Source organism: Alcanivorax profundi (assembly GCF_003597125.1).
Lineage (GTDB): Bacteria > Pseudomonadota > Gammaproteobacteria > Pseudomonadales > Alcanivoracaceae > Alcanivorax > Alcanivorax profundi.
Window position 1 is genome coordinate 134,210 of record NZ_QYYA01000006.1, and the last position, 11,635, is coordinate 145,844.

General features: G+C 52.5%; 10 protein-coding genes. 6 read left to right on the forward strand and 4 right to left on the reverse strand.

The genetic code is table 11. From position 1 onward, the window contains the following. Window positions 1-85 precede the first annotated feature (85 nt). The 3 genes from D4A39_RS15725 to D4A39_RS15735 are packed head-to-tail and all read right to left on the reverse strand — an operon-like array spanning window position 86 to window position 3,488. The gene (locus D4A39_RS15725) at window positions 86-1,741 is read right to left on the reverse strand and encodes a GMC family oxidoreductase (RefSeq protein ID WP_119918525.1); all 1,656 of its coding nucleotides are present in this window, start codon (window positions 1,739-1,741) and stop codon (window positions 86-88) included. Continuing rightward, window positions 1,741-3,153 (reverse strand): cytochrome P450, encoded by a 1,413-nt coding sequence (locus D4A39_RS15730; RefSeq protein ID WP_022983806.1) that lies wholly within the window; start codon window positions 3,151-3,153, stop codon window positions 1,741-1,743. Before D4A39_RS15730 ends, D4A39_RS15725 begins: the two co-directional genes overlap by 1 nt. Window positions 3,154-3,167: 14 nt before the next feature. Beyond that, window positions 3,168-3,488 (reverse strand): 2Fe-2S iron-sulfur cluster-binding protein, encoded by a 321-nt coding sequence (locus D4A39_RS15735; protein WP_022983807.1) that lies wholly within the window; start codon window positions 3,486-3,488, stop codon window positions 3,168-3,170. A 157-nt stretch (window positions 3,489-3,645) separates the two neighbouring features. On the opposite strand from D4A39_RS15735, the gene cypR reads away from it, so the two are divergent. After that, window positions 3,646-4,650 carry a transcriptional regulator CypR gene (cypR, locus tag D4A39_RS15740; RefSeq protein WP_022983808.1) on the forward strand — a complete coding sequence of 335 codons (1,005 nt, stop codon included), beginning with the start codon at window positions 3,646-3,648 and terminating at the stop codon, window positions 4,648-4,650. Between the two features lie 71 nt (window positions 4,651-4,721). On the opposite strand, the gene D4A39_RS15745 is transcribed toward cypR, so the two are convergent. After that, window positions 4,722-5,327, reverse strand: a complete 606-nt coding sequence (locus tag D4A39_RS15745; protein WP_007151233.1) for a TetR/AcrR family transcriptional regulator — start codon at window positions 5,325-5,327, stop codon at window positions 4,722-4,724. A gap of 181 nt (window positions 5,328-5,508) precedes the next feature. On the opposite strand from D4A39_RS15745, the gene D4A39_RS15750 reads away from it, so the two are divergent. The 5 genes from D4A39_RS15750 to D4A39_RS15770 all read left to right on the forward strand — a co-directional run bounded on the left by D4A39_RS15750 (window position 5,509) and on the right by D4A39_RS15770 (window position 11,611). Continuing rightward, a complete protein-coding gene (locus D4A39_RS15750) occupies window positions 5,509-6,453 on the forward strand; it encodes a metal-dependent hydrolase (RefSeq protein WP_008930237.1) in 945 nt (314 codons plus the stop codon). Further along, window positions 6,450-7,277 carry an SDR family NAD(P)-dependent oxidoreductase gene (locus tag D4A39_RS15755; RefSeq protein WP_008930238.1) on the forward strand — a complete coding sequence of 276 codons (828 nt, stop codon included), beginning with the start codon at window positions 6,450-6,452 and terminating at the stop codon, window positions 7,275-7,277. Before D4A39_RS15750 ends, D4A39_RS15755 begins: the two co-directional genes overlap by 4 nt. Window positions 7,278-7,363: 86 nt before the next feature. Beyond that, window positions 7,364-8,275: an alpha/beta hydrolase gene (locus tag D4A39_RS15760; RefSeq protein ID WP_231880744.1), complete on the forward strand. Its 912-nt coding sequence runs from the start codon at window positions 7,364-7,366 to the stop codon at window positions 8,273-8,275. Then, entirely contained in the window at window positions 8,272-9,915 is a 1,644-nt protein-coding gene (locus D4A39_RS15765; protein WP_040297294.1) for a flavin-containing monooxygenase, read from the forward strand. Before D4A39_RS15760 ends, D4A39_RS15765 begins: the two co-directional genes overlap by 4 nt. 334 nt (window positions 9,916-10,249) lie before the next feature. Beyond that, the gene (locus tag D4A39_RS15770) at window positions 10,250-11,611 is read left to right on the forward strand and encodes an OmpP1/FadL family transporter (RefSeq protein ID WP_031225744.1); all 1,362 of its coding nucleotides are present in this window, start codon (window positions 10,250-10,252) and stop codon (window positions 11,609-11,611) included. The last annotated feature ends 24 nt before the right edge of the window (window positions 11,612-11,635 follow it).

The window sequence follows — 11,635 nt, forward strand, 5'->3', positions numbered from 1 at the left end:
TCTATGCGTACTGAAACCGAGTTACCCACAAAAAATTCATGAATAACTATAACTTGCAACATCATCCGAGCTAAACACATGATGCCTAAAATCCAGCCACCGCGGCGTCCTCAAGTATCATATCTGCCCCTTTCTCTCCAATCATGGTCGCCGGCTGATTGGTATTCCCGCCAACCAGGGTTGGCATGATAGACGCATCAACTACCCGCAACGACTGCAAGCCACGCACACGGAGACGAGGGTCGACCACTGCCATATGATCAATCCCCATCTTACAAGTGCCGACCGGGTGGTATGCGGACTCACCATTACGGCGCACCCACTCGGTGAGACTCGCGTCATCCTGTATTTCCAGCCCTGGTGAAATTTCTACATCCTGATGAATATAAAGTGCACGCTGGGACAAAATATTACGAACAAGCCGAACACCACGAATGAGTTGTTCGACATCGGCAGGGTCAGCCATGTAATTGGGGTCAATCAATGGTGCAGCGAGCGGATCAGCACTGTGTAAACCAATGCGGCCCCGGGACAAGGGCCTGAGCCCATAGATCATTACAATGTAGCCATAGCCACTCATTGCAATTTTCATGTCACGGCCGTGATCAGCGTACAGCATTGGCCCAAAGTGCAATTGCAGATCAGGTATCGGTTGCTCTGCTTGGGAGCAGATGAATCCGCCTGCCTCAGCGCCATTGCTAGACAGCACACCTCGACGACCGCTCAGGTATTGCATTAAGGCCCGCCCCCCGTTCAACCAATAGCTAGGATGCATCGATATTCCCTGTCGGCTTCGCGATCTGACCCGTACAAAAACGTCAACATGATCTTGAAGATTACGCCCCACCCCCTCCAGCGAATGACGCAGCTCAATGCCATGTCGAGCAAGCTCCTCGCGGGGGCCGACACCTGACAGCATAAGAAGTTGTGGCGAGTTGAATGCACCGCCGCATAGGATAACCTCCCGCTTGGCATGAGCTCTAACCAAACTTTTTGCGTGGCGATACTCGACACCAATAGCGCGAGCCCCATCAAACAGCACGCGGGTAACATGTGCATCGCTGCGAATGGTCAAGTTAGATCGACCCTCAGCAGGCTCAAGATAAGCACGCGCATTACTGCAACGGGAACCATCCTTCTGATAGGTGTAGTAATAGCCGACGCCTTCCTGATCAGGGCCGTTGAAGTCCCGATTGCGTCGATACCCCGCCTGTACTGATGCCTCGACAAACGCCGTACTCAACGGGTTTGTATAACGCCGCTCCGCCACATTGAGAGGCCCATCCTGACCGTGGAAGCCTGCGGTACCCGGCACCATCTCAGGCTCGTAATGTTCTGACTTACGAAAATACGGCAACACCTCGGCGTATGACCAACCGTTACACCCCTGCCGTGCCCACTCGTCGTAGTCCCTGGCGTGACCACGGATATAGACTTGGGCGTTAATCCCACTCGAACCGCCAAGCATCTTGCCCCGCGGCTGGAACAACGAGCGACCATACATGTGGCGCTGTGGTTCAGTATAGAACTGCCAGTTGAAACGGCGACTGAACATCAACTGCAAAAATCCAAGAGGCGTGTTGACGAAAGGGTTGCGGCGACTCTTGGGCCCGGCTTCGAGTAGCAACACCGTATAGAGGCCACTCTCAGACAAACGATTGGCTACCGCGCACCCTGCTGAGCCAGCGCCAACAACGATATAATCGAATTGTTCAGTCGCCAGACTGGTCAAACCATTCATTAATTTTTTGCCGTCAGTTTGACCATCAACTTCGAATAACCGCGCACGAAGTTCGACTGTACACGCTCCGGCTCATCGACCACTTCGATATTTTCGAATCGCTTGAGCAGTTCTTCCCACAAAATCCGTAATTGCAATTCAGCCAGGCGGTTACCCATACAACGGTGAATACCGTAACCAAAAGAAATATGGTTGCGTGCATCCTTGCGATCAATAATAAGTTGATCGGGGTTTTCAAACTTGCGTTCATCCCGATTTCCTGAGGCATACCACATTAAAACCCGGTCCCCTTTCTTGATGGTCTGACCACGAAGTTCAACGTCCTGGGTCGCAACCCTGCGCATGTTGGCCAACGGGGTTTGCCAACGAATGATTTCCGACACCATGTTCGGAATCAGATCCGGTTTCGCCTTCAGCTTGGCGAACTCCTCGGGGAATTGATTCAAGGCCAACACACCACCGCTCATGGAATTCCGCGTGGTGTCATTACCTCCAACAATCAATAGAGCAAGATTACCGATAAACTCCATCGGCCTATTGATCAGGTCTTTTGTGTCGTCGTTGCCCTGTAGCATACTGATCAAATCAAAACCCGGCTCTTCACCAGCCACACGTCGAGCCTCTTTGTCGCGCCACAATCTTGAGAAAGCTCTAGCCATGTCTGCTGCATCATCGAACATGACATCCTCATCCGTGAACTCTCCACCGGTGGCAGATGCTGCACCAGACAGACGATCAGACCAATCAACAAGCTTGTGACGCTCCTCATAAGGGAAATCAAGTAGCGTTGCCAACATGCGACCTGTAAGCTCTTTTGATACTGCAGGAACCCAGTTGAATGGTTTATCTAGCGGCAGACTATCGAGCACTTCTGCAGCTCGAGAACGGATCAGCCCCTCCATTTCCTTAAGATTTTTCGGCGCTACTACGCCCTGCACCGCCCGGCGTTGTACATCATGCTTGGGCGGATCCATAGCAATGAACATTTCAACCGATAAGCCTTCAGGTGGATCACCAAGAATAATTTGTGGCTCGGATGAGAAAAGTTCGTGATTTTTATCCACGAACAATATGTCCTCATAGCGCGTTATGGACCAGAAAGGACCGAATGGACTTTTCTTCTGGTAGTGCACCGGGGCCTCATCACGCAATCGCTTAAAATACGCGCGCCACTGATCTTGCCGGTACAAAAAGGGGTTACTGGTGTCAATATCTTCAATTGCCAAGCTATTGACATCAGGAACAGGCGTTTCAACGAAATTTACTTGTGGTCGCCGAGACCCAACCGTTTTTTTCTTGGCTTTCATCAACATCTTCAGTGCCTTGATTTGCAAATGCATCGGCAGCACTTTGGAGGAAGCGTTGATCATCTTAGTCTGAATAGCATTGGTTGAGCTTGTTTTTGTTGACATAGCTTTCTCCTTGCTTACATCTGGAACTCGGGAAGTTGGACGGTCATACCGTCCATTGCTTTAGTCGTTTGCACCTGACACCCTAGGCGTGAAGTTCTCGCACGCTCCGGAGTCATTGACAGCATCTGTTCTTCTGCATCACCAACCTTACCGGTCTTTTCGAACCACTCATCTGACACAATCATGTGACAGGTTCCACAAGCGCACTCCCCACCACAATCACCATCAATACCAGGAACGGCATTATCAACGGCGATTTGCATAAGAGTAGCCCCCTCATCAAATTGCGTAACATGCTCGGTGCTGTCATGTTCAATGAAAATAATTTTTCCCACAGTGTGTCTCCTGCCAGTTATATCTACCCTGAAGACTGGCTATATGCAGGAACACCGACGAGGACTTTTCTTGACATAACAGGGACATTAAAAGACAGTTGGCACATTCCGAGGAATCGCTGATGGCGATAACGTCGCACAAACAGGGTTTGAAAAAGTGGATGCTGATATCCCGTCGAATTACTCACGCCTTATCGCTCGCGAACTTGGCCTGAGTGCACGAGAACTCCCCAAGCTCTTGCGCAACACGGGTGTAGATGTTGCGCAGTTGCTCAAAGACGAAAGTCTGTTCACTGCGGCCCAGCAGATTCAGGTTTTCCGCAATGCTTTAGATTTGTCCTGCAAACCGGAGTTCGGCTTACTGCTAGGCCGACGCCTCACCCCTGCAACCCACGGGGCAATGGGATTTGTTGCAAACAGCAGCCCAGATCTTTATACAGCATTGCATGCTGTCCACACTTTCCTGCCAACTCGGGCAAGCTTTATTCATGTTCACTTACAACAAAAAGAGGAATTTCTGGAATGCGTTGTAAACTTCCAAGTTTCGATGGATACGGATGTGGAACGCTGCTTGGCCGATGCCGTAATCAAAGCTTTTTTTGAAATTGGTGAATTCATCGTAGGCCGCCCCTTATATGAATCGGAGGTTCACTTCACCCATCCAGCCCCAGCCTACAAAGATATGTACAGGGACTACTTGCCTGGCAGGGTTTACTTTAACTGTGACAAATTCAAACTAAAGCTGGCAATGGCGTTGTGCCGTAAACCAAACGCATCAGCCAATCATGAAAGTTACCGTCTAGCGTTACAGCAATGCGAATCCATGCTTGCGCGGCTTCAGACTCGTGAGCAGGATTATCGGACCCAGGTTGAGAAAATGATGTTGTCTCGCCCTCCAGGGACGCTTAGTGAAGAAGAAGCAGCAGCCACGCTATTCATAAGCAAGCGGACACTTGCTCGCAAACTGAGAAGCGAAAACAGCAGTTTCAGGAAAATTCGCGACGAGGTGCTATCCAGGCAGGCCGCAAGCTATTTGCGTGACAGCAATCTGTCTGTTGAAGCCATTGCCTCATTGCTGAATTATCACGACTCAGCAAGCTTCAGGCGGGCTTTCAAGCGCTGGTTCGGCCGAACGCCTGACCAGTACAGACAGAATATTTGAGGGAACTTTTAACCTATGCCCACATTTCAATACAATCGTAGGGATATAAACACCAAATAAAATAGAATTGTCTAGCGTTTGAGCACACCATCCTTAATTACCGTCCACACAAAATCTCCGACATCCTTCACCGTATATCGCCCCCCCTCATTGAACCACGTTGCTACCCAGTTCAACGCGCCCAGCCCGATAAGACGCAAAAGATCACGATCCACATCAGCACGAATCAGGCCCTGAGAGGACAAAGATTGCAACATGGCAGACCAAAGAAGCTCGTATTTGTCTCGTAGATCAATCATTTCCTGGCGGGACTCACCATGCAAGGAGCGCCATTCAAAAAGGAGGACATAGACCATATCCGACCCACCAACCAGCAACTCAAGGTGAGCATTGATCCCCTGACGCAACTGCTCAAGCGGCTCACTTTCCCCCCGAATGGCCTCAGACAAGGCCGTAGACGCTTGCTCAAGCGCAAGGCGCATCAAGTCGACCAGAATGCTTTCCTTGGAGGGGTAACGGTAATGCAAGCTGCCAGGCAGCATGCCACAAGCCTCGGCGATTTCTTTAACGGTGGTTTTATCGAACCCCTTTTGACGAAATAGACGAGCTGCAGCACCGAGCACAAACACTCGATCCGCCTCCGCCACCGGCGTTACCTGATTTTTCTTTCTTCCCACAAGGCACTCCCATGCTGTAAGCCTTTGATTCTAGCATTCCTTTTAAAGTCGGCCCAGCCTTCCTGGCCGATGGCACTATTCGATCTATACAGATAAAAACACGCTGTCTACCTTATAATCTTGAATTTGGTTGGTCATACAAATAAAGTCCAATGAATGCACTTTACTTGGGAGCGATCCAATGGCTCTGGCAAACCGCAAGATTGGTTACGACGAGGTTGTAACCCGTGACATTCACTTTCCCATGAACATCGAAAACGTGGCTCGCCACTGGTTTCGCAACGACCCGTGGTCCACTCACTGGATGAATGCCATTCTCGCCGCCGTCCCCGACGGTGAACGCTGGGTGATGAATTCTGCAAGACGGCAGCTTGGCAAGCTTGACGATCCAGAAGTGCTGAACGCAGCTAAAGAATTCATTCGCCAGGAGCGCATTCATGCTCGTGAGCACGATGAAATGAACGCCATCGGCGTGCAACACGGGGTTCCCATCGACAAGGTTGAAGGCGTGTTCAAGCTGATCCGTAAGCAACTCCAACACCGCCTCAGTGACGATATGCAGAGCTCCATCGCAGCGGCGTTTGAACATTTCACGGCCATTATTTCCTCGGTACTGCTTGAGCACCCGGAGCTGTTTGACGAAACCCACCCGGATTTGCGTGCCATGCTCTACTGGCACTTTGTCGAAGAAACCGAGCACAAGAGCGTCAGTTATGACGTCTTCGTCGATGCCAGTGGTGGTGGCTACCGCAGTTACCGACTGCGTATCAGTGGCATGCTACTGGCCATTGCCCTGGGCTTCCCCATTATGATCGGCAACCAGACCTATCTGCTCTACAAGGATCGTCAAATTCTGAATTTGTGGTCCGCCGCCAAAATGACCAAAGTCCTGTTCTGGCGTCCCGGCATTCTTTCCAAGGTACTCGCTGGCGTGCCCCCCTATTTCTCCCCCACTTTCCACCCGTGGGATGACGATAACCGTGATGTAATCCGGATCTGGAAACGCGCCTACGAAAGAACTGGCGACCCTCATAAGGCCTATCAAGCGCTCAGAGACCACCGAGCCAACAATGTACACGGTACATTCGAAACGCCACAACCTGAACCCGCATGGGGGCAGGCATGAAAAAGAAACCCTTGCACCCGTCAACTCAGGCGGCAGCTGTCATCACCGGGGCGGGTAGCGGCATCGGTCGTAGCTTTGCTTACGAAGTTGCCCGTCGAGGCGGTTCGGTACTGTGTGTCGATATCAATGAAGAGCGCGCCGAACAGGTGGCGATCAGCCTGCGAGCACTCGGTACTCACGCGGTAGCCCTGGGGTGTGATGTCGGCGATGAAAAACAGATGGCATACCTGGCGGAAAATGCCGAGCCTTTGCTCGGCAGGCCGGTAACCCTGGTAATCAACAACGCCGGCGTCGGCCTCGGTGGCCCAATCGGCGAGGTGTCACTTGAAGATTGGCACTGGTGCATGAACGTCAATCTATGGGGAGTTATTCACGGCTGCCATTATTTTGCCCCTCAGCTTCGCGATCTGGGCTATGGAGGCATCATCAATGTGGCCTCTGCTGCCGCATTCGGGTCCGCCCCGGAAATGGCCGCCTACAACGTCACCAAGGCGGGGGTGCTGGCCCTGTCCGAAACGCTGTCTTCTGAACTGACCGGTACCGGCGTAAAAATCACGGCCCTGTGCCCAACCGTGGTCCCGACCAATATCGTCGAGAATGGGCGCCTGCCTGAACGTCGCCGTGACTTTGCCCGTTCAGCGATGACCCGCTATGCCCTCACCAACGCCGACCAGGTGGCCCGACAGACCCTCAGTGCCCTTGATCGAGGTGAGCTTTACATGCTGCCACAAATTGACGGCCGGCTTGCCTGGCGGTTGAAACGCCTGACGCCACGACTATACGCCCGCGCGATTGGCGAAGCTTACAGAATGCTGGCTGATTAAACCGCATTAGTGGAAACGAAACACGCAAGGAATTCAATATGGCCTCCATTCCTACAACAATTTTGAAGCTACTTTTTCGCGCCGGCATGAAGCGTGATATACGCGACCCGGACAAACTGGTAAGACATCTTCGCAGGGTGATGAACGCGCCTTTGGCCCCCTCTCTGCTGCCACGCGGAGTGCGACTCAAGCGAGGCAAGGTTGCAGGAATAGCTGGCCACTGGCTAGGCACCGCAGACCCACAAATCACCATACTCTACCTGCATGGTGGCGCCTTCATCGGCGGGCGGCTTGATACCTATCACCACTTTTGTGGCCGTTTGGCTCACGCCCTGAATGCGCGGGTCTTTCTTCCGGATTACCGACTAGCCCCTGAGCACCCCTTCCCGGCAGCAACGGATGACGCCTTTAATGTGTATCGTGAACTGATCGCAGACCCTCGCCCTGTGGTCATTGCGGGAGACTCTGCGGGAGGCAACCTGACGTTAGTCACATTGCTGCGTGCCCGTGATCAGCTGCTGAAAATGCCGGCTTGCGCCCTCGCCATTTCGCCGGCATCGGATGCGCGAGGCACCCTGATGTCCAGACAGGCGAATAGCGACAGCGATACCATGCTTTCCCATGGCATGATTGAGGTGGCAACGGATATCTATCTGGCCGGCGCGGACCCCGCTCACCCGTATGCCTCACCAATCACCGCGGATTTCACCGGCTTGCCCCCTCTACTTTTCACTGTCAGTAGCGAAGAGTGTCTGCGCGACGATACCCATGCAGCAGCACAATGCGCGCGAGATGCGGGGGTGCCCGTGCAGGTTCTGGAGCGCGATGATATGCCGCACGTGTGGCCCGTATTCACCTTTTTGCTACCAGAGGCAAAGCAGGACTTCCCTACCATCGTCCGAATTCTGGAAAAGTATCTGACCAGCAATAACGTCGGCAAAGCCCCATCCCAAACGGTCAATGCTAGCGATAGCGCCATAGTTGAGGTTGCATCATGAATATGGCTGCTGTTGCAATCCATAACCCTCGTCCCAGCGTTACTCCTGATCATGAAGTCATTATCATCGGCGCGGGAATTTCTGGAATTGGTGCGGCAATCCAGCTGCGTGCCGATGGCATCAAAGATATCTTGATCCTTGAGCGAAGCAAGGATGTGGGAGGAACCTGGCGCGACAACCGTTATCCGGGAATCGCTGTCGACATTACCTCGTTTACCTATTCATTTTCCTTCGAACAAAACGCAAATTGGTCTCGCGTTTTTGCGCCGGGAAACGAGCTTTACCAGTATACAAGACAGGTAACAAGCAAGTATGGCATCTACCCACTGATTCGCTTTGGTGTCGAAGTCGCTAGCGCCCGTTTTGATCTCGACAGCCATGTCTGGTTGATCGATCTTACGGATGGCAGGCGACTTAGTGCACGCCATATTGTCTCGGCCTGTGGCGGTTTGATATCACCCAAGATGCCAGATATTGAAGGGCTTGATACGTTCCAGGGCAATGTCATTCACACTGCACGCTGGCCAGATGACCTTGATCTTAGTGACAAGCGAGTAGCGGTAATAGGCACTGGCGCCACTGCAGTGCAACTGATTCCGAAAATTGCCGGCAAGGCCCGCCAATTGGATGTCTACCAGCGCACCCCCATCTGGGTACTGAAAAAACCCGATCATAGCCTGCCCGGCTGGCTCAAGACTCTGTTCCGAACCGTACCGGGCCTGCAACGCACCCTTCGGGGCGCCACCGATACCGCCAGTGAAACCCTGATGGTGCTTTCAGCAATTTATTATCGCCAGGCCCCCTGGCTGGTCCGCATGTGCGAAAAGGCGGGCATAAACAACTTGCGCGAACAACTGCCCAACCGCAAAGACCTGTGGGAGAAACTGACACCGAAATACGGCTTCGGCTGTAAAAGACCAACCTTCTCCAACGACTATTTCCGCACCTTCGGCCGGGACAACGTCGAGCTGGTGACGACGCCGATCAAACGCATCACCTCCCGTGGCATCACCACCGAAGACGGCCGCTCACGACGCATAGATACCTTGATCCTCGCCACCGGTTACAAAACCTTCGAGAAAGGAAATATTCCCTCGTTCGACGTCATCGGCAGCAACAACATCAATTTGGGCGATTTCTGGCATGACTACCGTTACCAGGCCTATGAAGGGTTGACCATTCCGGGCTACCCGAACTTTTACATCATGCTCGGTCCCTATGCCCTTATCGGCACCTCTTACTTCAAGATGGTCGAAGGGAATGCCATCCACCTCTCTCGCTGTATTCGCGAAGCCAACCGACGTGGAGCCAGCCAAGTGGAAATACGTCAGTCCGTCCATGACGCGTATTTCCGCAATATCCAGAAACGCCAGCAAAACACCGTGTTCCTTAACCACAACTGCGCGCTGTCGAACAGTTATTACTTCGACCATCATGGTGACGCGCCAATGCTGCGGCCCTCTACCTCTCTGGAAATGCTGTGGCGAGCCAAGCATTTACCGATGGATCACTACCGGTTCAGTGTACTGGCCGGGCACACTCCCAGCAGACACGACGGCGGGAGACAAGCCTGTGAGCCACATCCCCAGCTGCCAGAGAAGGGCATTCCGGCAAAACAAACAGATAACAATTCTCAGTGACTGTGCCAGAGAAAGTGTGGAGCCTGCTTGTACATGTCACGCCAGCAGAGCTCTCCAGATCCAGTTGACCGTGCGCTTTAGCGCTGCCCAGGAGGCGTTACACCACTCGATAACCCATGCCTGGTCAGCAACAGAACACGGCATCTCGTCATAGACGACGACTGGGCGTCACGCATTAATGTGTGACATTACCGGAGCGCCAGAGCACAACGTCATTACAGTCATGGACACAGACAGCTAAGCCTGAGACCAATATTGGTTGTTTAACCAAACAAACAGAAAATCAGAACAACTCACCATCTATAACCAGAACAGCCCCCTTTAGGAGCCTGAAATGTCTGCAAAAAAAACAAAACGGTTACCTCTCCTTTTCTTCACGTGCACTACAGCATTGCTCTCACCCGGCTTGGCCATTGGCGGTGCTGGCGACGGAGCGAGCACTTATGGGCTAGGCCCGATGAATGCCGGCACTGCCTTGGCATTCAGTCCTTTTGCATCCAACAGCTGGTCGGTGTACTACAACCCGGCCGCCATGGCCCGCTCCCCGGAGGGCGAACTGGGAGTCATTGTGCAGTATGGCGACCAGGAATTACGTGCCAAATCACTGGGAGGAACAGACCCTTTGGAGCGAGAGAATGATATCCTCTCTGACACCAGTTCCGAACTATTATTAATCGGCTTCAAAAGCCGCGTCGCCGGCATTTCCAGCATCGACAAGCCCATTTACTTTGGCCTGAACGTGGGTGTAGACCAATACACATCCAACCTATTGCCCTATCAGGCCAATACCAGCCAGAAAGGGCAGTTTCTACGCTATGAATCTCAGCCACTTTATCTCGCCTTTGGTGGCGCTATCAGCAACGTCCTGAGGGGCGTTGACGTCGGCGCATCAGCACGTCTTACCCTCCAGGCCAAAGCCAACCTGGAAGCAGTTTCAGACCTTGGCGGCAACACAGACTCTGAAAAACTTTCCCTGGAAGCCTCTCCATCCCTATCACCGGCACTAGGTATCAATATCCGCTCTGGAGAAATGTTTTGCGGTACAAGCGAGTGCATGCCTTTTGGAATGGATAAGATGGAGCTGGCTCTTTTCTGGCGGGGGGAAAGTAGCTATGAGGTATCCGTGGATGCCAATGTGGTTGTGCCGGGAGTTATCCCTGAACCAGGCCTGAGCCTAGCGCTTAGTACAATTGATACCTATCAACCTGAAGTTCTCGGCGCAGCCATTTTGCTTCCCGTTGGCAAATTCGAATTGACGGCAGGCATTGAGCAGCACAATTGGTCTGCGCTTGAAAGCGAGTTTGCCGGCGATACTATTCGCGATCAGGCTAATCTAGCGTTTGACGACATCACCATTCCCCGAATTGGCGTTAGCTATCAGTGGTCGGAGTCCATGAAACTCTTTGCCGGCGCAGCCCTGGAGGACTCACCTTTAAAATCCAGCCGATCCCAGGATGTTAACTATCTTGACACCGATAAAAAGGTTTTCGGTCTGGGTGCCAGCTACCGTCTGGCCAGCGCGCCAATAATAGATATGCCATTAGAACTCGCCTTCGCTTACCAGTATCAAATGCTGGATGAAGCTGATTTCGAATTGACCTCCATCAACTCTTCCACCGATCCAGCCCCTTATGAAACGGTAAGGGCTGATGGTGAAATAAACGTATTTTCTTCCTCCCTGTCGCTAAAGTTTTAACAACAGGCATGCGATTAATACCAG

Excerpts from the sequence above, each read along its gene's own strand:
- D4A39_RS15760 (WP_231880744.1), top strand. The coding sequence starts at position 7,364 with ATGAAGCGTGATATACGCGACCCGGACAAACTGGTAAGACATCTTCGC.
- D4A39_RS15730 (WP_022983806.1), bottom strand. The coding sequence starts at position 3,153 with ATGTCAACAAAAACAAGCTCAACCAATGCTATTCAGACTAAGATGATC.
- D4A39_RS15755 (WP_008930238.1), top strand. The coding sequence starts at position 6,450 with ATGAAAAAGAAACCCTTGCACCCGTCAACTCAGGCGGCAGCTGTCATC.
- D4A39_RS15770 (WP_031225744.1), top strand. The coding sequence starts at position 10,250 with ATGTCTGCAAAAAAAACAAAACGGTTACCTCTCCTTTTCTTCACGTGC.
- D4A39_RS15725 (WP_119918525.1), bottom strand. The coding sequence starts at position 1,741 with ATGAATGGTTTGACCAGTCTGGCGACTGAACAATTCGATTATATCGTT.
- D4A39_RS15765 (WP_040297294.1), top strand. The coding sequence starts at position 8,272 with ATGAATATGGCTGCTGTTGCAATCCATAACCCTCGTCCCAGCGTTACT.
- D4A39_RS15750 (WP_008930237.1), top strand. The coding sequence starts at position 5,509 with ATGGCTCTGGCAAACCGCAAGATTGGTTACGACGAGGTTGTAACCCGT.